The organism is Streptomyces sp. NPDC051041, assembly GCF_044456065.1.
Classification (GTDB): Bacteria; Actinomycetota; Actinomycetes; order Streptomycetales; family Streptomycetaceae; genus Streptomyces; species Streptomyces glaucus.
The window spans coordinates 129,311-147,553 of record NZ_JBITFM010000002.1 but is presented as its reverse complement, the minus strand read 5'-3'; the positions used below and the strand labels follow the sequence as shown (position 1 = coordinate 147,553).

Below are 18,243 nucleotides of genomic sequence, written 5' to 3'. Positions count from 1 at the left end.
CCTCGGCCTCCTTCCGGGTGATTCGGACCGCGCGGACCCGAAGGAGGACTGGGGAAAACGAAACGCCCCGGCGCAGGCGCACGGGGCGGACTCGACCGGCCGCACACGCGTGTGGACACGCGTGCTCCGGGAGTTCTTCCACTGTCACCTGCGCGGGTCGTCCGCAGTTCAGCGGATCCTTCGGCCACCGACCCCGTTCGGGGCACGGCAACGACCAGCGGTCTTTGGCTTCTGTAGGAGAGTACGGGAACGAAACGCCGTCGAGCAAATCCGCCCGTACGGGACCCGGGAGGGGGCCGCCCGCACGGGCCCGAGCGGGGTCAGGAGGCGCCGCCGTCCAGGGTGGTCCCGTGCTCGCGCAGCAGTTCCTCGAAGTCCCCGGTGTCGTCGGCCGGGGGCTTCTCGACGGAGACCCGGACGCCGTAGTCGCTGTAGTACGCGGTCTGGGTCAGCTGCCCGGTCGCCGTCCGGCTCTTCTCGACCTTCTTCACCAGCAGGTTCCGGTCGTTGACCCAGAGGTCGACGGTCTCGGTGGTGACGCCGGCCCCGGTGAGCTGCTTCCTCAGGTCGGCGAGCCGGCTCTCGCCGAGGCCGGAGTCCCGGGTGGCGAGGTCGGCGACGTCGACCGTGCCCGAGTAGTGCGTGGTGCGCTCGCCGCGCACCACCTCCTCGCCGACCTCGCGGACGTCCCCGGAGGCCAGCAGGAGCTGCACCGACTGGTTCGGGGTGGTGCTGCGCATCCGCTCCCCGAGGTAGGCGCCGGAGCCGCCGGCGAGGTCCTCCAGATCGTCGTACGCGTACCGGATCCAGTGCTTGCCGTCCGCCTGCTCGGCGAAGGTGTCGCCCATGCGGGCGTAGTAGGCGTCGGGGAGGTAGCGGGCCTCCATCGACGTGGCGCCGAGGCGGCGCATGGTGTCGGCCAGCGTGCCGCCGGTGCAGGTGAGGGTGAGGGTGCCGGTGAGGCCGTCGCCCCAGCTCAGGGTGCCGTCGGCGGTCATGGACATCAGCGTGCCCATCGTCGTGGTGGACTCGACTCGGGCGGAGTCGGCCCGGTCCGTGGACCGCTCGGCGGCGCGCAGGGCCGCCAGGTCGGCCCGGGTCGCGGCCCGGCCGGCCCCGGTGTCCCCGGCGGAGCCGTCGGAGGGGTCGGCCACGGTGCAGGCGCCCGTGCCCGTCAGGGCGGCCGCCAGCACGACCACGAGGCCCACCCGGCGTACGAACCCGCGCTTCACACGTTCCACCCCGGAGCCCCCCTGTGCGTGTCCCGTGCCTGCACGCTAACGCAGGCCGCCGACGGCTGTCCCGCAAAGGGAACGGGCCCGGCACCTCGAAAGGTGCCGGGCCCGTGACCGATCAGGTGAGCCACCGGGCTCAGACCGCGGCCGGGTCCTCCTCGACGAGGAGGTTGCGGGTGCGGTTCGGGTCGACCGGGACGCCAGGGCCCATCGTGGTGGTGATGGCGGCCTTCTTGATGTAGCGGCCCTTGGCGGCGGACGGCTTCAGACGGAGGATCTCCTCCAGCGCCGCGCCGTAGTTCTCCACCAGCTTGGTGTCGTCGAAGGACGTCTTGCCGATGATGAAGTGCAGGTTCGCGTGCTTGTCGACGCGGAACTCGATCTTGCCGCCCTTGATGTCGGTGACGGCCTTGGCGACGTCGGGGGTGACGGTGCCGGTCTTCGGGTTCGGCATCAGACCACGCGGACCGAGCACGCGGCCGAGGCGGCCGACCTTGCCCATGAGGTCCGGGGTGGCGACGACGGCGTCGAAGTCCAGGCGGCCCTTCGACACCTCGTCGATCAGCTCGTCGGCGCCGACGATGTCGGCGCCCGCGGCACGCGCGGCCTCGGCACGGTCGCCGGTCGCGAAGACCAGGACCCGGGCGGTCTTGCCGGTGCCGTGCGGGAGGTTCACGGTGCCACGGACCATCTGGTCGGCCTTGCGCGGGTCGACGCCCAGACGCAGGGCGACCTCGACGGTGCCGTCGAACTTGGTCGTGGAGGTCTCCTTGGCGAGACGGACGGCCTCGAGGGGAGCGTAGAGCTTCTCCCGGTCGATCTTGGCGTCCGCAGCGCGAAGGGACTTGCTGCGCTTGCTCACTTAAAGCTCCTGTGGATTCCTAGGAGTCGTGGTCCGGGCCGAGCAGGCCCTGCCACACTTCCGCTTGGTACGGGGGTTGAGGTCAGCCCTCGACCGTGACGCCCATGGAACGGGCGGTGCCGGCGATGATCTTCTCGGCGGCGTCCAGGTCGTTGGCGTTGAGGTCGGGCATCTTGGTCTGGGCGATCTCGCGGACCTGGTCGCGGGTGATCTTGGCGACCTTGGTCTTGTGCGGCTCGCCGGAGCCCTTCTCAATGCCCGCGGCCTTGAGGATCATCTTGGCGGCCGGCGGGGTCTTGGTGACGAAGGTGAAGGAACGGTCCTCGTAGACCGTGATCTCCACCGGGATGACCCAACCGCGCTGCGACTCGGTCGCGGCGTTGTAGGCCTTGCAGAACTCCATGATGTTCACGCCGTGCTGACCCAGCGCGGGGCCGACCGGCGGGGCCGGGTTGGCGGCACCGGCCTGGATCTGGAGCTTGATGAGCCCCGTGACCTTCTTCTTCTTGGGAGGCATGTGCTCTCTCCGGGTCCTTAGTGAGAGTTTTCCACCGTCCGATCCGGATCGTCCGGATGGAGGCATACCGCACAACGATAACGGGTATCCATGTGCGGCCAAAAACCGAGCAGGTCAGACCGGCTCGGAGCCCGTCTGACCTGTTCGGGAGCTGGCGGTCCGGAAGCGGCTAGTTCTTCTGGATCTGGTCGAAGGAGAGCTCGACCGGCGTCTCCCGGCCGAAGATCTCCACCAGGCCCTTGACCTTCTTGGAGTCGGCGTTGATCTCGTTGATGGTGGCCTGCAGCGTGGCGAACGGGCCGTCGGTGACGGTGACCGAGTCGCCGACCTCGAAGTCCAGCACCTGGACCTCGACCTTGCGCTGCGGAGCCGGCTTGCCCTCGGCCTCGGCGGCCTCGCGGGCGGCCTTCTCCTCGGCCTCCGGGGCGAGCATCTTGACGATCTCGTCCAGGGTCAGCGGGTACGGGTCGTAGGCGTTGCCCACGAAGCCGGTGACGCCGGGGGTGTTGCGGACGACGCCCCAGGACTCGTTGGTCAGGTCCATGCGGACCAGGACGTAGCCGGGGAGCTTGTTCTGCTTGACCGTCTTCCGCTCGCCGTTCTTGATCTGGACGATCTCTTCCTCGGGCACCTCGGCCTGGTAGATGAAGTCCTCGACGTTCAGCGAGACGGCGCGCTGCTCCAGGTTGGCCTTCACGCGCTTCTCGTAGCCGGCGTAGGTGTGGATGACGTACCACTCGCCGGGCAGGCCGCGCAGTTCCTGGCGGAGCTTCTCGACCGGGTCGAGCTCGGGCTCGGCTCCGGCCTCCTCTTCCCGGGCCTCGGTCTCGCCGTCCGTCTCCTCGGCCTCGGCGGCGTCGGCAGCCTCGACCTCGGCGGAGGTCTCGGTGTCCTCGTTGTCCGCGCCCTCGACGGTGTCGAGCTCGTCCTCGACGGACTCGACCGGCTCGATGGCGTCGTTCACGTTCGGGTCAGACACGGTGGCTGCTTCTTCCTGGATACATAGGGGTGGAACATGCGAAAAGGAGCGCCGGGTACCTCGGCGCTCTTCGCTAGCGGCTCAGCCGAAGACGTACTTGGCGGCGTTGCTGAGCCCATAGTCAATCACGGTGACCAGGCCGATCATGATGACGACGAAGATGATCACCACGGTGGTGTACGTCGTCAGCTGGTTGCGGGTCGGCCAGACGACCTTGCGGAGCTCCGCGATGATCTGGCGGTAGAAGAGCGCGAGGCGCTTCAGCGGGCCCTTCTTGGCCCGCTTGCCGCCCTTGCGGGTCTTCTTCGTGGAGTCCGGCGCCTCGTCCTGGGCATCAGGCATGTCGATGGAGCCCACGGCGTCCGTCACTCGTCCTCACCTGATTCCGGGTCGTGGCCGTGCCGCGCCCGGTCTGAGCCGCACGGCAGTGCATTGCTGTACGTACATGCGCACACATCCTGGCGGTGTGTGTAGCAGGGCCGGAGGGACTTGAACCCCCAACCGCTGGTTTTGGAGACCAGTGCTCTACCAATTGAGCTACGACCCTTTGTGTGTCCCCCAACGTACCGCATTCACCCGGGTGCCGGGTGTGCACCCTGTGAGTGCGGGCTGCTGAAGGCCAACGAGGTGAGAGTGTACGTGGTCCGCGGCCGGTCGTCGAACAGAAAAGGCCCGTGGCCGGCCTCGGGAGCGGAACTCTGGCCGAAGAGCGCCCGGTCCGCGGGGTGGATCCGCACTGGTGTCCGCGGGTTTGCCCGGGGCTGTTCAGTACGTGAAACCCGCGTGCCGGGCGCGTTTCCGGTCTGGAACGATGGGTTTCATGAGCGCTGCAACCCCTCCCACCGAGCGCCGGGTCTCCGCCCGAGTCGGCGCGATCTCCGAGTCCGCCACCCTCGCCGTGGACGCCAAGGCCAAGGCCCTCAAGGCCGCCGGGCGTCCGGTGATCGGCTTCGGCGCCGGTGAACCCGACTTCCCGACCCCGGATTACATCGTCGAGGCCGCGGTCGAGGCCTGCCGCAACCCGAAGTACCACCGCTACACCCCGGCCGGCGGTCTGCCCGAGCTGAAGGCCGCGATCGCCGCGAAGACGCTGCGCGACTCGGGCTACGAGGTCGACCCCGCGCAGATCCTCGTCACCAACGGCGGCAAGCAGGCCATCTACGAGGCGTTCGCCGCGATCCTCGACCCGGGCGACGAGGTCATCGTCCCGGCGCCGTACTGGACGACGTACCCGGAGTCGATCCGGCTGGCCGGCGGTGTCCCGGTGGAGGTCGTCGCGGACGAGACGACCGGTTACCGGGTGAGCGTCGAGCAGCTGGAGGCGGCCCGGACGGAGCGGACGAAGGTCGTCCTGTTCGTGTCGCCGTCGAACCCGACCGGCGCCGTCTACAGCGCCGAGCAGGCCGAGGCGATCGGCCGGTGGGCCGTGGAGCACGGGCTGTGGGTCCTGACGGACGAGATCTACGAGCACCTGGTGTACGGGGACGCGGCGTTCACGTCCCTGCCCGCGCTCCTGCCGGAGCTGCGCGACAAGTGCATCGTCGTCAACGGCGTGGCGAAGACGTACGCCATGACGGGCTGGCGGGTCGGCTGGGTCATCGGCCCGAAGGACGTGGTGAAGGCCGCGACCAACCTCCAGTCGCACGCGACGTCGAACGTGTCCAACGTGGCGCAGGCGGCGGCGCTGGCCGCGGTGTCCGGCGACCTGAGCGCGGTCGAGAGGATGCGGGAGGCCTTCGACCGGCGCCGCAGGACCATCGTGCGGATGCTGAACGAGATCGACGGCGTGGTCTGCCCGGAGCCCGAGGGCGCGTTCTACGCCTACCCGTCGGTGAAGGCGCTGCTCGGCAAGGAGATCCGCGGCAGGCGTCCGCGGGACACCGTGGAGCTGGCCGCGCTGATCCTGGAGGAGGCCGAGGTCGCGGTGGTGCCCGGCGAGGCGTTCGGCACGCCGGGGTACCTGCGGCTGTCGTACGCGCTGGGCGACGAGGACCTCGTCGAGGGCGTGAGCCGGATCCAGAAGCTGCTGGCGGAGGCCAGGGACTGACGTCCGCCGGGAGGGCCCGTCCCGGGAACGTTCCCGGGACGGGCCCTCTGACGTGTGTGCGGGCAAGACCACGAACGGGGAAGGCGCTACCGGGACGCCGGGGACGTGCGGCAGGATCTGGGAATGGAGCGTGTACGTGATCTCTCTGAGCTGCCGAAGGCCCATCTGCACCTGCACTTCACCGGGTCGATGCGGCCCGCCACCCTGCTGGAGCTGGCCGACAAGTACGGCGTGCGCCTGCCCGAGGCGCTGGCCGAGGCGCTGACGAGCGGGGAACCGCCGCGGCTGCGGGCGACGGACGAGCGGGGCTGGTTCCGCTTCCAGCGGCTGTACGACGCGGCACGCTCGTGCCTGCGGGAGCCGGAGGACATCCGGCGGCTGGTGCGCGAGGCCGCGGAGGAGGACGTCAGGGACGGCTCGGGCTGGCTGGAGATCCAGGTCGATCCGACCTCGTACGCCCCCCGCCTGGGCGGGCTGATCCCGGCGCTGGAGATCATTCTGGACGCGGTGGAGACCGCGACGCGGGAGACCGGGCTCGGGATGCGGGTGCTGGTGGCGGCGAACCGGATGAAGCACCCGCTGGACGCGCGCACGCTGGCCCGGCTGGCGGTGCGGTACGCGGACCGGGGCGTGGTCGGCTTCGGGCTGTCGAACGACGAACGGCGCGGGATGGCGCGGGACTTCGACCGGGCGTTCGCGATCGCGCGGGAGGGCGGGCTGCTGTCGGCGCCGCACGGGGGCGAGCTGGCGGGGCCGGCGTCGGTGCGGGACTGCCTGGACGACCTGGGGGCCCACCGGATCGGGCACGGGGTGCGGGCGGCGGACGATCCCCGGCTGCTGAAGCGGCTCGCCGACCGGCAGGTGACCTGCGAGGTGTGCCCGGCGTCGAACGTGGCGCTCGGCGTGTACGAGAAGCCGCAGGACGTGCCGCTGCGGACGCTGTTCGAGGCGGGCGTGCCGATGGCGCTGGGCGCGGACGACCCGCTGCTGTTCGGCTCGCGGCTGGCGGCGCAGTACGAGATCGCGCGCCGGCACCACGGGTTCACGGACGCGGAACTGGCGGAACTGGCCCGGCAGTCGGTGCGGGCGTCGGTGGCCCCGGAGGACGTCAAGGCGAAGCTGCTGGAGGGCGTCGACGCCTGGCTCGGCGCCCCGGTCGCCTGAGGCGGGCCACCGCCTGGGGCGGCGTGCCGCGCGCGGCCCCGGCCGCGTACGGGTGCCGTGCGCCCGGCGGCCGTCACGTCCGGCCGTCAGCGGCGGAGATCCCGCTCAGCAGCGTGCGGACGAGGCGGCGGGCGAAGTCGTCCACCGGGGGGCGTCCACCGGGCGCGGCGTCGTACGCGAAGGCCCGTTGCGCGCACGCCCCGATCAGCAGCGAGGCCGCCGCGAAGGGGTCCGCGTCGGCCCTGACCCGTCCCGCGGCCTGTTCCGCCCGCAGGTACGCGGTGAGCCCCTCGATGGGCAGGTGCGGCCCCTTGCCCACCTCCCGCATCGCGTCGTCGTGCCGCCGTCTGAGCTGGGTCTCGGCGTACAGCGAGGCCGCGATCGGGAAGCTCTGCTCGTAGAAGAGGGCGGCCTGGCGGGCGATCTCGGTGAGGTTCTCCGCGAGCGTGCGCCGTCCCGGTTCGGCGGCCAGGCCGTGCAGCAGCGGAGCCAGCTGCGGCAGGCGTTCGGTCAGGACGTGGATGAACAGCTCCTCCTTGCTCGCGAAGTGCTTGTAGAGCGCGGCCTCGGAGCAGCCGGCCGCCCGGGCGATCTCCTTGGTGGTGGTGCGGGCGAGTCCGACGGTGCTCATCAGGTGGTGGGCCGCGTCCAGGACGCGTTCCCGGGCCGGCTTGCGGGCCGGTGACTGCATGGCTGCTCCAACCGGGCTTGACGGGTGAGTAAGTACTTACTCACTCTAGGGGGCACCGGGGTGGGCAAGTGCTCACCCACCGAGGCGGGGCAGGGGGAGTGCGTCATGCGGCTCACGGTGTTCGGTGCCACGGGAGGCATCGGCCAGGAGATCGTCCGGCAGGCGCTGGACGCCGGGCACGAGGTCACGGCGGTCGTACGGGACCCCGCGCGGCTCACCGTCACCGGCGCGGGCCTGGAGGTGTTCCGGGCCGGGCTGAGCGATCCGGCGGTGGTGCGCCCGGCGGTGGCCGGCCGGGACGCGGTGCTGTCCGGGCTCGGCGCCCGCGGCCGGAAGGACGCCGGGGTGGCGGCCCGGCTGACCCGGACGGTGCTGGGCGCGATGGAGGCGACGGGGGTGCGGCGGCTGCTGGTGGTGAGCGCGGCGCCGGTGGGTCCGGCGCCGGCGGAGGACGGACCGCTCGACCGCGCCGTGCGCTCCGTCGTCTCCGCGGTCCTGAGGGACATCTACGCGGATCTGCGGCAGATGGAGGCCGACATCGCCCGCAGCGCCACCGACTGGACCGTCGTACGGCCGCCGCGGCTGCAGGACAAGCCGGTCAGCGGGGCGTACCGGAGGGTCGTCGGCGGGTTCCCGCCGAAGGGGCGCTTCATCGGGCGCGCCGACGTGGCCCACGCGATGCTGGCGATGACCGGCGACGCGGCGACGGTGGGGCAGGGCGTGGGGGTGGCGTACTGACGGCCCTGTGACGCGCGTGCCGGGCTCCCGGGGCGGTGCTTCCCGCGGGAGCGGGCCCTACAGGCTCACGCCGACCGTCACCGGTTCGTTGACCAGGGTGACGCCGAAGGCCTCGCGGACGCCGGCGACGACCTCGCGGGCCAGGGCGAGCAGGTCCTCCGTGGTCGCTCCGCCCCGGTTGGTCAGGGCGAGCGTGTGCTTGGTGGAGATGCGGGCGGGGCCGGTGCCGTAGCCCTTGGGGAAGCCGGCCTTGTCGATCAGCCAGGCCGCGGAGGTCTTGGTGCGCCCCTCCCCCGCCGGGTAGGCGGGCGGTTCCACGCCGTCGCCGAGCCGCTCCCGCACGCGCGCGCGGAAGTCGGCGAACTCGGCGTCGGTGAGGATCGGGTTGGTGAAGAAGGACCCCGCCGACCAGGTGTCGTGGTCCTCCGGGTCCAGGACCATGCCCTTGCCGGCGCGCAGCTTCAGGACCGTGTCGCGGGCGTCGGCCAGCGGCACGCGGTCGCCGGGCCGGACGCCGAGGGCGCGGGCCGTCTCGGCGTACCTGAGGGGGGCCGAGAGCCCGCCGGCGTCCTCCAGCGCGAAGCGGACGCGCAGCACGACGTACCGCTCGGGGTCGGCCTTGAAGCGGCTGTGGCGGTAGGCGAAGGCGCAGTCGGCGTTGGCGAGGGCGACCGTCGCGCGGGCCCTGCGGTCGTAGGCGATCACCTCGGTGATCGTGGCGGAGACCTCCTGGCCGTACGCGCCGACGTTCTGGATGGGGGTGGCGCCCGCCGATCCGGGGATGCCGGCGAGGCACTCGACGCCGGCGAGTCCGGCCTCGACGGTGCGGGCGACGGCGTCGGTCCACACCTCGCCGGCGGCCAGTTCCAGCTCGGTGCCGTCGAGGGAGAAGCCCTTCGTCGCGATGACGAGTGCGGTGCCGTCGAAGCCCTTGTCGCCGATGACCAGGTTGGACCCGCCGCCGATGAGCAACAGGGGCGTGCCGCTGTCGTCGGCCTCGCGGACGGCGGCGATCACCTCGTCGTCGGTGGTCGCGGTGAGCAGCCGGGTCGCGGGGCCGCCCAGCCGGAAGGTGGTGAGCGGGGCGAGGGGGGCGTCGTGGAGTTCCTGCACGCGCCCAAGACTAGTTGCACGCGCGCGGCGCCCCCGCACGCGCGCATCCGGCCGCCCGCTCAGGCCAGCCGCACGACCGCCCGTGCCATGCCCAGCACCTTCTGTCCGCCGCTGGTCGCCGTCAGGTCCACGCGGACGGTGTGGTCGTCGAGCTTGGCCGCGACCTTGCCGCCGACCTCGATGACGGCGCCCCGGTCGTCGTTGGGGACGACGACGGGCTTGGTGAAGCGGACGCCGTACTCGACGACCGCGCCGGGGTCGCCGGTCCAGTCGGTGACCACGCGGATCGCCTCGGCCATGGTGAACATGCCGTGCGCGATGACGTCCGGCAGGCCGACCTCCCTGGCGAACTTCTCGTTCCAGTGGATCGGGTTGAAGTCGCCGGAGGCGCCCGCGTACTTCACGAGGGTGGCGCGGGTCACGGGGAACGTCCGCGCGGGCAGTTCGGTGCCGACCTCGACGTCGGCGTACGCGATCTTCGCCGTCATGGTGTGTTCACGCCTCCTCGGCCGCGCGGGCCACGAGCTTGGTCCAGGCGGTCACGACGTGCTCGCCGGCCTCGTCGTGGACCTCGCCGCGGATGTCCAGGATGTCGTTGCCGGCCATGGATTTGATCGCCTCGATGGTCGAGGTGACCGTGAGCCGGTCGCCGGCGCGCACCGGGCGCGTGTAGACGAACCTCTGGTCGCCGTGCACGACCCGGCTGTAGTCCAGGCCGAGCTGCGGGTCCTCGACGACCTGCCCGGCGGCCCGGAAGGTGATGGAGAACACGAAGGTCGGGGGTGCGATCACATCGGGGTGGCCGAGCGCCTTGGCGGCCTCCACGTCCGTGTACGCCGGGTTGGTGTCCCCCACCGCCTCCGCGAACTCGCGGATCTTCTCCCGGCCCACCTCGTAGGGCGCGGTGGGCGGATAGGTCCGCCCCACGAAGGACTGGTCGAGCGCCATGGGCGCGGCACCTCCAAGTGTCGGCGGTCGTCGAGCGGCGCACGGACGACCTCTGTGCCGAGCGGTCTCGGCAAGGAACGGGAACGGCTCTCCCCGGTGATCCTCCACGGCGACCGCCGGTGCTCTCCAGCCGGATCCCGATAGAGACCGGTGGCGCACGCTGTAGGGGCCCCATAACGAAGCCCCTGGGGTCCTCGGCCGGCCGGTGGGCCGGAAACGACGCGAGGCCGCCCCCGGCTTACGGGGACGGCCTCGCGTACGAGCCTGTTTTATCGCGTTTCGCGGTGCGCGGTGTGCGCGTTGCAACGCGGGCAGTGCTTCTTCATCTCAAGACGGTCCGGGTTGTTACGCCGGTTCTTCTTGGTGATGTAGTTCCGCTCCTTGCACTCCACGCAGGCCAGCGTGATCTTCGGGCGGACGTCGGTGGCAGCCACGTGAGTGCTCCTTGACGAACGGGTGGACTGATTTAACGCAAGAAGAGTAGCCGATCGAAGGACCGACCCCACAATCGGCTACTGTGAGTAGCGGTGACCGGACTTGAACCGGTGACACAGCGATTATGAGCCGCTTGCTCTACCGACTGAGCTACACCGCTTCGATGCGATCGGGCCCCGCCTCGCGGCGGGAACCTCTCACACCAGAGCCCCAAAACGGAATCGAACCGTTGACCTTCTCCTTACCATGGAGACGCTCTGCCGACTGAGCTATTGGGGCGAGCGATGAAGACATTACACGCTCCGCCGCCGTTCGCCCAAATCCGTTCCGCGGCACCCGCCCGCCCCCCGCTCCGGCGGCCTTCCCGGACGCCCCGCCGCCCCGTCCGTGCGGTCGCCCGCACGGCGGACCACACCGGTACGACTATTGCCCTCCTGCCCGCCGGGGACCGGTCGCCGTCCTAGGCTCGACCCACTCTGCGTGATCTTGCGCTCCCCTGCGCAGCCCCGCACCCGAGGAACGCGATGCCCGACAGCCGGCCGCAGCCGCCACCCCCCTCGTCGTCCGTGCCGGACCCGGCCCCGCTGCTGCTGTGCGGGGCACGGCTCGCCGACGGCAGGACCGTGGACGTACGGCTGGGCGGCGGGCGCATCGAGGCGGTCGGCACGGCCGGCAGCCTGACCGCGGCCGGCGCCTTCACGGGCACGCGCGTGGACCTCACCGGCTACCTGCTCCTGCCGGCCCCGGCCGAACCGCACGCGCACGCCGACACCGCGCTGTCGGCCGACGCCGGCGGCCCGGTCCCGTGCGCCGCCGAGGACGTCCAGCGCCGGGCCACGGAGGCGGCGCTGCTGCAGCTCGGGTACGGGGCGACCGCGCTGCGGGCGCACGTGCGCGTGGGGGACGTCAAGGGGCTGGGCGCGCTGGCCGCCGTGCTGCGGGCGCGGCGGGCGCTGCGCGGGCTGACCGAGCTGTCGGTGGTGGCGGTGCCGCGGGTGCTGACCGGGGTGGCCGGCGCCGACGGGCTGGCGATGCTGCGGGAGGCGCTGCGGATGGGCGCCTGCGTGGTGGGCGGCTGCCCGGACCTGGATCCCGACCCGGCCGGTTACGCGGAGGCCGTCCTGGAGGTCGCCGGCGAGCACGGCCGCCCGGTCGACCTGCACACGGACGCCGCCGATCCGAGGCGGCTGGCCCGGTTCGCGGCGATGGCGGGCGGGCTGCGTCCCGGGGTGGCGCTGGGCCCGTGCGGCGGCCTCGGCCGGCTGCCCGCGGAGGTGGCGTCCCGGGCCGCGGACCGGCTGGCGGCGGCCGGGATGACGGTGGTGTGCCTGCCGCAGGGCGGCTGCACGGGCGTCGACCGCCGCGGCACGGCACCGGTACGACTGCTGCGGGCGGCCGGGGTGCGGGTCGCCGCCGGGAGCGGGGCGCTGCGGGACGCGGCGAACCCGGTGGGGCGCGGGGACCCGCTGGACACGGCGTACCTGCTGGCCTCGCGGCACGGGCTGCGGCCGGAGGACGCCTACGACACGGTGGGCGCGTCGGCGCGGGCGGTGCTGGGACTGCCCGAGGTGCGGGTGGAGGCGGGTTTCCCGGCCGAGTTGCTGGCGGTGCGCGCGGAACGGCTGGCGGGGGCGCTGTCGTCGGCGTACAGCCGGGTGGTGGTGCACCGGGGGCGCGTGGTGGTGCGGACGAGCGCGGTACGGGAGTTCTGCGACTCGCCGGTGGCGGGGGAGGCCGGGTTGCCGCGGCAGGGGCGGGGGGAGGCGGGATGAGGCCGCCCGGCTCGCCGGCCGCCCGGCGGCCGTGGTGCCGCCTGCCGCTTCCCGGGCCGGGCGGGACGCGGCCGAAGCCGTGCGGCGAATGCGGTCCCGCGGGCGTACGGTCGAAGACATGCGCATTGTCATCGCTGGTGGTCATGGTCAGATCGCGCTGCGGCTGGAGCGGCTGCTCGCCGCGCGCGGAGAAGCGGTCGAGGGACTCATCCGGAAGCCCGAACAGGCCGACGACCTGCGGGAAGTTGGTGCCGAACCGGTCGTGCTCGACCTGGAGTCGGCCTCGGTCGAGGAAGTCGCCGAGCGGTTGCGGGGCGCGGACGCGGCGGTCTTCGCGGCGGGCGCCGGCCCCGGCAGCGGCGCGGCCCGCAAGGACACGGTGGACAAGGCCGCGGCGACCCTGTTCGCGGACGCGGCGGTCCGGGCGGGCGTGCGGCGCTTCGTGATCGTGTCGTCGATGGGCGCGGACCCGGCGCACCGGGGGGACGAGATCTTCGACGTCTACCTGCGCGCCAAGGGCGAGGCCGACGCGTACGTGCGTGCGCTGGACGCGCTGGACTGGACGATCCTGCGTCCCGGCCAGCTGACGAACGACGCGGGCACCGGCCTCGTACGCCTGGAGGCGCACACGGGCCGCGGCCCGGTCCCGCGGGACGACGTGGCCGCCGTGCTGGCGGAGTTGGTCGACACCCCGGCGACGGCCGGGCTGACGCTGGAGCTGATCAGCGGGTCGACCCCGGTGTCGGTGGCGGTGAAGTCGGTGGCCGGGAACTGAGCTCGACCACCGGGAGCCGCAGCGGCACGGCAGACGCCGCCGCGGCGGACGCACAGGGTCCTCCGGCGGCCCGGCCGGCCGTGCCGGACGGCGGCGCGGAGGACATGGAGGTCTGAGGGTTTCGGGGCCTTGGCGGCGTCCTAGAACAGGGGGAGCTGGCCGGGGAAGTCGGGGACCACGTACCCGTCCAACGACGGCTGGGCCGCGCCGAGTCGAGCCGGCCGACGGGAGCCCGGGCAGGAGACCAGCTCACCGCTCCCCCGGGCGCCGGGCGGGTCGTGGCGCGCGAACCGCCCGGCCACGACGGCGATTTCACGGCGGCACTCGGGACACTGTCTGCGGCGGCTGGTCATGACGCCAGTGTGCCGTGCGCCCGCCGGGTGCCGCCGCGCCGCGGAAGGGCCGCCCGGGCCCGCTGAGCCGCCGGGTGACGCCGTCCGGCGGAAGAGCCACGGCACGGGCGTCCCCGCGGGCGGCGGCGGACGCGGATCACCGGAACGCGGAACCCGGATCGCGGATCGCGGATCGCCGGGTCCGGACACGGCGGCGAGGCCGCTCGCGGGCAGGCCCCGCGAGCGGACCACGAGCAGGGCCCACGGGCGCGGCTCATGGACGGGACCCACGGGCGCGGCTCATGGACAGGACCCACGGGCGGGAAACGGGGACAGTCCGCGGAAGAACGCGCGCCCGAGGCACGACACGCCGGACCCGAGTGCCTTGTCCAGGAAGTTCCGCGGGTGGGCGGCCGTCGGGGGGCCGGCTCCGGCCGGGGCCGGGGCGGCCGCGCTCCTCGCCTCAGCCGCCGGGCGCGCCATCGCCCATCAACTCGGTCAGTGCCCGCACCGACCAGTGGCCGGCCGCCCCGGGACACGCGGCAAGGTACGAAGCGACCGCCTCCAGGTCCCAGACATCCGCGGACAGCAGGCCGGAGGCCAGGTAGCGCACGTATGCGGCCGACGGCGGGTTCCACGGCACGTCGGTCATGCGCCACGGCGCGGTGAAGGTGAGGACGGGCAGTTCCTCGATCCGCCCGGCACAGATCAGCGTCTCGTAACGCCCCTCGCCCAGCACCGCCCGGCCGTCCGTGATCACCTCGGCCAGGTCGAGGGACCCGCCAGGGGCCTGGTACATCTCCTGGGCGGCGATGTCGGAGAACTGCGCGGCGGAGACCGGATACGCCCGCGCCGGCACCCGCCCGTCCGCGTACGGGTCGTAGAACGCCCGGCCGCCGCCCCACACCGGCGACTCCGTGGCGAAGTACACGGCACCGTTCAGCTCGACCGGGAGGCATCGTGAGGGCATCCGCGGGTCTCGGCAGCCCGGGTGCTCCCTGGTGGTTCCGGGCAGCCGGCCGCCCTCGACGTAGCAGGCCAGGCGGTCCGGGTGCGTGTTGGAACCGTAGGCCGCGTACCACACCCGCCGCGGGTTCCGGTCCACCGGCCGGACCGGATCGACGCCGGTCAGCGCCTTGACGCCGGCCGGCTCCCGCACACGTGCGGCGCGCCCCGGAGAGTTCGTGTCCGATGCCATGCCGGTCCCCCGGAGGAAGGGTGGCCATCGCCCGCAGCGGGCGGTCGTCCCTGTCGTAACCCGTTCCCCCGGGGAACGCCACCGGTGCGGCTGGATCGGGTTCCCCGATGCCGGGTCCCGGCACCCCCAGGCATGTGTACGGCGGTTTCCTCCCGGCGCTCCCGGCGCCGCGCCGCATCCGTCCGTCCTGCGCGGCCGATCCGCCGGGGAGCCGTGGGCGCCCTCGGGACGTGTCCGGGACGTCTCGCGCCGCCCGCGCGCGGGCGCCCCGTCCCCCTCCGGCGCCCTCCCGGCGGATCATCGCCCTGCCCGCCGCGCCTGTGCTGCCCGTCCCGCGCTTTCCAGCCGGCGCCTGTCTCCTCGGCCGAGGTCACCGGTGTCCCGGCCGAGGTCGTCGCCCCCACCGGCGACAGCCGGGCGGGCGGTCCTGTGCCGGTCCTGTTGCCGACCGATGCCGCCGTGCCGGCCGATGTCGCCGTGCCGGCCGATGTCGCCGCGGTGTGGTCATCGCCGTCGCTGAGATCGTCGGCGCTGCCGGACCACTGCCGTGAGCGGGATCACTTCCGGACCCCCTGACCGGAGGCCCCTGACCGCACCTTCGCTCTTCGCTCGAATCAGCGCACGCGAACACGAAGAGACCCCCTCCGCTCTGCGTCTCCGCAGTTCGGAGGGGGTCTTCCCCAGTGTGGCGGCGCTAGGATTCGAACCTAGGAAGGCTGAGCCGGCAGATTTACAGTCTGCTCCCTTTGGCCGCTCGGGCACACCGCCAGGGTTGCTGCCCTTCGAACCGCCTTTCGGCGGTGCTCCGTGGCAACGACGTAAACAATACCCGATGGGGAGGGGTGCTCCGCCACCCGCTTGATCGGCGCCCGGAGGGCAGGGGGTGGCTAGGCTTGTCCGGATGCGGCCCGGAACCGTTGCCGGGATCGGCGGCCGCCGACGAACGCCGGTGCGTACCCGGTACGCACCCCGATACGCACCCCGATACAAGGAGCCACAGGACATGGCCGACTCCAGTTTCGACATCGTCTCGAAGGTCGAGCGGCAGGAGGTCGACAACGCCCTCAACCAGGCCGCCAAGGAGATCTCGCAGCGCTACGACTTCAAGGGCGTGGGTGCCTCGATCTCATGGTCCGGCGAGAAGATCCTCATGGAGGCGAACTCCGAGGACCGGGTGAAGGCTGTCCTCGACGTCTTCCAGTCCAAGCTGATCAAGCGCGGCATCTCGCTGAAGGCTCTGGACGCGGGCGAGCCCCAGCTCTCCGGCAAGGAGTACAAGATCTTCGCGTCGATCAAGGAGGGCATCTCCCAGGAGAACGCGAAGAAGGTGGCCAAGATCATCCGTGACGAGGGCCCGAAGGGCGTGAAGGCCCAGGTGCAGGGTGAGGAACTGCGGGTCAGCTCCAAGAGCCGTGACGACCTGCAGGCGGTGATCGCCCTGCTGAAGGGCAAGGACTTCGACTTCGCGATGCAGTTCGTGAACTACCGGTGAGGCGCTGATCGGCGACCGGTGACGTGCTGGTCCGGCGTCCGGTGCGACGTCGTGCGGAGGGGCCGGGCGCCTGGTGGTGCCCGCCCCTTCCGCTTGCCGGCCCCGGTCCGGGGGCGCTCAGTCGCGTGAGTTGCCGAACAGGATCCGGTAGACGATCAGCAGGACGAGGGAGCCGCCGATCGCCGCGGCCCACGTGGCGCCGTCGTAGAAATCCTCGGTGATCGGGCGGTCCATCCAGCGGGCCGATATCCAGCCCCCGACGAACGCGCCCGCGATGCCGATCAGGGTCGTACCGATGAGCCCGCCCGGGTCGCGGCCCGGTAGCAGGAACTTGGCGATGGCTCCGGCCAGCAGTCCGAGGACGATCCAGCTGATGATGGTCATGCCGTCACCCTGCCCTTTCATGCTGTGCTCGCGCTGTCCCGGCGCTGTGGTCCCGCTCCGGGCAGGCTGTGCTCGTGCGGTGTGCGGTGTGCGGTGTGCGGTGGACCGGTCACGTGTTCATGCTGTCGTGGTGGTGAGGACGTCCGGGACACATCCGGTGGTTGCGCCGGTCAGTAGGGTGCGGCCCATGGCGCTTTCCGACTCCGGACTGCGGCGCACCCTCGGAGTGGGTGACGCCGTGGTGATCGGCCTGGGCTCGATGGTGGGGGCCGGGATCTTCGTCGCCCTCGCACCGGCGGCGCACGCGGCCGGGTCCGGGCTGCTGCTCGGGCTGGCGGTCGCCGCGGTGGTCGCCTACTGCAACGCCACCTCGTCGGCGCGGCTGGCCGCCCTGTATCCGGCCTCGGGCGGCACGTACGTGTACGGGCGTGAGCGACTCGGGGAGTTCTGGGGGTATCTCGCGGGCTGGTCGTTCGTGGTCGGGAAGACGGCCTCCTGCGCGGCGATGGCGCTGGCCGTGGGCGCATACGTCTGGCCGGACCGGGCGCACGTGGTGGCGGTCGCGGCCGTGGTGGCGCTGACCGCGGTGAACTACGGCGGCGTCCAGAAGTCCGCCTGGCTGACGCGGGCGATCGTGGCGGTGGTCCTGGCTGTCCTCGCTTCCGTGGTGGTGGTGTGTCTGGGGTCCGGCCGGTCCGCTGCCGGGCGTCTGGACGTCGGGGTCCCGGAGGGCGTCGGCGGAGTGCTGCAGGCGGCGGGCCTGCTGTTCTTCGCGTTCGCCGGGTACGCGCGGATCGCGACCCTGGGCGAGGAGGTGCGGGATCCCGCGCGCACCATCCCCCGCGCGATCCCGCTGGCCCTGGGTGCCGCGCTCGCCGTGTACGCGGGTGTGGCCGTGGCCGTCCTTTCCGTGCTGGGGTCGGACGGTCTCGGGGATGCCGCCGCTCCGCTGGCCGACGCCGTGCGTGCGGCGGGGGTGCCGGGGCTGGCGCCGGTGGTGCGGGCGGGTGCCGCCGTGGCCGCGCTCGGCTCCCTCCTGGCCCTGATCCTGGGCGTGTCGCGGACGGCACTGGCGATGGCGCGTGACGGTCATCTGCCCGGCGCGCTGGCCGCGGTGCATCCCCGCTTCCAGGTGCCGCACCGTGCGGAGCTGGCCGTGGGCGCGGTGGTCGCGGTCCTGGCCGCCACGGTGGACGTGCGGGGCGCGATCGGGTTCTCCTCCTTCGGTGTGCTGGCGTACTACGCGGTGGCCAACGCCTCGGCCTGGACGCTCGGGCCGGCTCCGGCGGCGCGGGTGGTGCCGGCGGTGGGACTGCTCGGCTGTGCGGTGCTGGCGTTCTCGCTCCCGGTGGCTTCCGTCGCCGTGGGTGCGGGGGTGCTGGTGGTGGGCGTGGCCGCGTACGGGGTGCGGCGGTGGGCGGGGCGGCGGTAGGCGCCGGGGCGGCCAGAAGCCGGGCGCCGTCCCGGCGCGGGCCGGGACGGCCGCGTCGGCGGGCTCCGGGAGGGAGGTCCGGCCTCGCGGGCGGGTGGTGCCGGAGTGGGCCGCCGCTCGTGCCGGCGA

General features: G+C 72.6%; 20 protein-coding genes and 4 tRNA genes. 7 read left to right on the top strand and 17 right to left on the bottom strand.

The genetic code is table 11. From position 1 onward, the window contains the following. Nucleotides 1–320: 320 nt before the first annotated feature. The 6 genes from ACIBAI_RS03930 to ACIBAI_RS03905 all read right to left on the bottom strand — a co-directional run bounded on the left by ACIBAI_RS03930 (nt 321) and on the right by ACIBAI_RS03905 (nt 4,140). Entirely contained in the window at nt 321–1,232 is a 912-nt protein-coding gene (locus ACIBAI_RS03930; protein WP_399031359.1) for a hypothetical protein, read from the bottom strand. Nucleotides 1,233–1,371: 139 nt separating this feature from the next. Beyond that, complete coding sequence (gene rplA / locus ACIBAI_RS03925) at nt 1,372–2,097, bottom strand: 50S ribosomal protein L1 (RefSeq protein WP_344599558.1); 726 nt, start codon at nt 2,095–2,097, stop codon at nt 1,372–1,374. 82 nt (nt 2,098–2,179) lie between these two features. Next, a complete protein-coding gene (gene rplK, locus ACIBAI_RS03920) occupies nt 2,180–2,614 on the bottom strand; it encodes a 50S ribosomal protein L11 (protein ID WP_344599559.1) in 435 nt (144 codons plus the stop codon). Between the two features lie 169 nt (nt 2,615–2,783). After that, complete coding sequence (gene nusG, locus ACIBAI_RS03915) at nt 2,784–3,593, bottom strand: transcription termination/antitermination protein NusG (RefSeq protein ID WP_399030842.1); 810 nt, start codon at nt 3,591–3,593, stop codon at nt 2,784–2,786. A gap of 81 nt (nt 3,594–3,674) precedes the next feature. Beyond that, a complete protein-coding gene (gene secE, locus ACIBAI_RS03910; protein WP_399030841.1) occupies nt 3,675–3,962 on the bottom strand; it encodes a preprotein translocase subunit SecE in 288 nt (95 codons plus the stop codon). 105 nt (nt 3,963–4,067) lie between these two features. Beyond that, nucleotides 4,068–4,140 (bottom strand) — tRNA-Trp (locus tag ACIBAI_RS03905). Between the two features lie 273 nt (nt 4,141–4,413). On the opposite strand from ACIBAI_RS03905, the gene ACIBAI_RS03900 reads away from it, so the two are divergent. After that, the gene (locus tag ACIBAI_RS03900) at nt 4,414–5,640 is read left to right on the top strand and encodes a pyridoxal phosphate-dependent aminotransferase (protein ID WP_344599562.1); all 1,227 of its coding nucleotides are present in this window, start codon (nt 4,414–4,416) and stop codon (nt 5,638–5,640) included. A 123-nt stretch (nt 5,641–5,763) separates the two neighbouring features. Then, nucleotides 5,764–6,804, top strand: coding sequence for an adenosine deaminase (locus ACIBAI_RS03895; RefSeq protein ID WP_399030840.1), 1,041 nt, complete (start codon nt 5,764–5,766; stop codon nt 6,802–6,804). A 73-nt stretch (nt 6,805–6,877) separates the two neighbouring features. Here the strand turns inward: ACIBAI_RS03895 and ACIBAI_RS03890 are convergent, their stop codons facing one another. Further along, the gene (locus ACIBAI_RS03890) at nt 6,878–7,495 is read right to left on the bottom strand and encodes a TetR/AcrR family transcriptional regulator (RefSeq protein WP_399030839.1); all 618 of its coding nucleotides are present in this window, start codon (nt 7,493–7,495) and stop codon (nt 6,878–6,880) included. Nucleotides 7,496–7,600: 105 nt separating this feature from the next. On the opposite strand from ACIBAI_RS03890, the gene ACIBAI_RS03885 reads away from it, so the two are divergent. Further along, a complete protein-coding gene (locus ACIBAI_RS03885) occupies nt 7,601–8,233 on the top strand; it encodes an NAD(P)-dependent oxidoreductase (RefSeq protein ID WP_399030838.1) in 633 nt (210 codons plus the stop codon). A gap of 57 nt (nt 8,234–8,290) precedes the next feature. Here the strand turns inward: ACIBAI_RS03885 and ACIBAI_RS03880 are convergent, their stop codons facing one another. From ACIBAI_RS03880 to ACIBAI_RS03855, 6 genes are all read right to left on the bottom strand, one after another. Continuing rightward, complete coding sequence (locus tag ACIBAI_RS03880; RefSeq protein WP_399030837.1) at nt 8,291–9,346, bottom strand: UDP-N-acetylmuramate dehydrogenase; 1,056 nt, start codon at nt 9,344–9,346, stop codon at nt 8,291–8,293. Between the two features lie 59 nt (nt 9,347–9,405). Further along, entirely contained in the window at nt 9,406–9,834 is a 429-nt protein-coding gene (locus ACIBAI_RS03875) for a MaoC family dehydratase (protein WP_399030836.1), read from the bottom strand. Nucleotides 9,835–9,841: 7 nt separating this feature from the next. After that, nucleotides 9,842–10,294 (bottom strand): MaoC family dehydratase N-terminal domain-containing protein, encoded by a 453-nt coding sequence (locus ACIBAI_RS03870; RefSeq protein WP_399030835.1) that lies wholly within the window; start codon nt 10,292–10,294, stop codon nt 9,842–9,844. Between the two features lie 269 nt (nt 10,295–10,563). Next, a complete protein-coding gene (gene rpmG, locus ACIBAI_RS03865; RefSeq protein WP_003948671.1) occupies nt 10,564–10,728 on the bottom strand; it encodes a 50S ribosomal protein L33 in 165 nt (54 codons plus the stop codon). An 88-nt stretch (nt 10,729–10,816) separates the two neighbouring features. Continuing rightward, a tRNA-Met gene (locus ACIBAI_RS03860) sits at nt 10,817–10,889 on the bottom strand. A gap of 46 nt (nt 10,890–10,935) precedes the next feature. Continuing rightward, nucleotides 10,936–11,008 (bottom strand) — tRNA-Thr (locus ACIBAI_RS03855). Between the two features lie 245 nt (nt 11,009–11,253). Between ACIBAI_RS03855 and ACIBAI_RS03850 the strand changes: the two genes are divergently transcribed. Together ACIBAI_RS03850 and ACIBAI_RS03845 are read left to right on the top strand one after the other, a co-directional pair. Continuing rightward, nucleotides 11,254–12,501 (top strand): amidohydrolase family protein, encoded by a 1,248-nt coding sequence (locus ACIBAI_RS03850; RefSeq protein ID WP_399030834.1) that lies wholly within the window; start codon nt 11,254–11,256, stop codon nt 12,499–12,501. Between the two features lie 118 nt (nt 12,502–12,619). Beyond that, nucleotides 12,620–13,276 (top strand): NAD(P)H-binding protein, encoded by a 657-nt coding sequence (locus ACIBAI_RS03845; RefSeq protein ID WP_399030833.1) that lies wholly within the window; start codon nt 12,620–12,622, stop codon nt 13,274–13,276. Between the two features lie 140 nt (nt 13,277–13,416). Here the strand turns inward: ACIBAI_RS03845 and ACIBAI_RS03840 are convergent, their stop codons facing one another. From ACIBAI_RS03840 to ACIBAI_RS03830, 3 genes are all read right to left on the bottom strand, one after another. Continuing rightward, entirely contained in the window at nt 13,417–13,629 is a 213-nt protein-coding gene (locus ACIBAI_RS03840) for a hypothetical protein (protein ID WP_399030832.1), read from the bottom strand. A gap of 442 nt (nt 13,630–14,071) precedes the next feature. Further along, complete coding sequence (locus ACIBAI_RS03835) at nt 14,072–14,806, bottom strand: histone deacetylase (RefSeq protein WP_399030831.1); 735 nt, start codon at nt 14,804–14,806, stop codon at nt 14,072–14,074. 686 nt (nt 14,807–15,492) lie between these two features. Continuing rightward, nucleotides 15,493–15,574: transfer RNA gene (locus tag ACIBAI_RS03830), tRNA-Tyr, on the bottom strand. Between the two features lie 235 nt (nt 15,575–15,809). Here ACIBAI_RS03830 and ACIBAI_RS03825 point away from each other — a divergent pair. Continuing rightward, complete coding sequence (locus ACIBAI_RS03825; protein WP_344599573.1) at nt 15,810–16,298, top strand: YajQ family cyclic di-GMP-binding protein; 489 nt, start codon at nt 15,810–15,812, stop codon at nt 16,296–16,298. A gap of 117 nt (nt 16,299–16,415) precedes the next feature. On the opposite strand, the gene ACIBAI_RS03820 is transcribed toward ACIBAI_RS03825, so the two are convergent. Next, entirely contained in the window at nt 16,416–16,682 is a 267-nt protein-coding gene (locus ACIBAI_RS03820; RefSeq protein ID WP_344599574.1) for a GlsB/YeaQ/YmgE family stress response membrane protein, read from the bottom strand. A 187-nt stretch (nt 16,683–16,869) separates the two neighbouring features. On the opposite strand from ACIBAI_RS03820, the gene ACIBAI_RS03815 reads away from it, so the two are divergent. Continuing rightward, a complete protein-coding gene (locus ACIBAI_RS03815; protein WP_399030830.1) occupies nt 16,870–18,114 on the top strand; it encodes an APC family permease in 1,245 nt (414 codons plus the stop codon). Nucleotides 18,115–18,243 lie beyond the last annotated feature (129 nt).

Bases quoted from the DNA above. Each gene is read 5' to 3' on its own strand.
- ACIBAI_RS03885 (WP_399030838.1), top strand. From the start codon at position 7,601: ATGCGGCTCACGGTGTTCGGTGCCACGGGAGGCATCGGCCAGGAGATC.
- ACIBAI_RS03825 (WP_344599573.1), top strand. From the start codon at position 15,810: ATGGCCGACTCCAGTTTCGACATCGTCTCGAAGGTCGAGCGGCAGGAG.
- ACIBAI_RS03845 (WP_399030833.1), top strand. From the start codon at position 12,620: ATGCGCATTGTCATCGCTGGTGGTCATGGTCAGATCGCGCTGCGGCTG.
- ACIBAI_RS03895 (WP_399030840.1), top strand. From the start codon at position 5,764: ATGGAGCGTGTACGTGATCTCTCTGAGCTGCCGAAGGCCCATCTGCAC.
- ACIBAI_RS03870 (WP_399030835.1), bottom strand. From the start codon at position 10,294: ATGGCGCTCGACCAGTCCTTCGTGGGGCGGACCTATCCGCCCACCGCG.
- ACIBAI_RS03890 (WP_399030839.1), bottom strand. From the start codon at position 7,495: ATGCAGTCACCGGCCCGCAAGCCGGCCCGGGAACGCGTCCTGGACGCG.
- ACIBAI_RS03900 (WP_344599562.1), top strand. From the start codon at position 4,414: ATGAGCGCTGCAACCCCTCCCACCGAGCGCCGGGTCTCCGCCCGAGTC.
- ACIBAI_RS03875 (WP_399030836.1), bottom strand. From the start codon at position 9,834: ATGACGGCGAAGATCGCGTACGCCGACGTCGAGGTCGGCACCGAACTG.
- rplK (WP_344599559.1), bottom strand. From the start codon at position 2,614: ATGCCTCCCAAGAAGAAGAAGGTCACGGGGCTCATCAAGCTCCAGATC.
- ACIBAI_RS03815 (WP_399030830.1), top strand. From the start codon at position 16,870: ATGGCGCTTTCCGACTCCGGACTGCGGCGCACCCTCGGAGTGGGTGAC.
- ACIBAI_RS03840 (WP_399030832.1), bottom strand. From the start codon at position 13,629: ATGACCAGCCGCCGCAGACAGTGTCCCGAGTGCCGCCGTGAAATCGCC.
- ACIBAI_RS03850 (WP_399030834.1), top strand. From the start codon at position 11,254: ATGCCCGACAGCCGGCCGCAGCCGCCACCCCCCTCGTCGTCCGTGCCG.
- ACIBAI_RS03820 (WP_344599574.1), bottom strand. From the start codon at position 16,682: ATGACCATCATCAGCTGGATCGTCCTCGGACTGCTGGCCGGAGCCATC.
- ACIBAI_RS03835 (WP_399030831.1), bottom strand. From the start codon at position 14,806: ATGGCATCGGACACGAACTCTCCGGGGCGCGCCGCACGTGTGCGGGAG.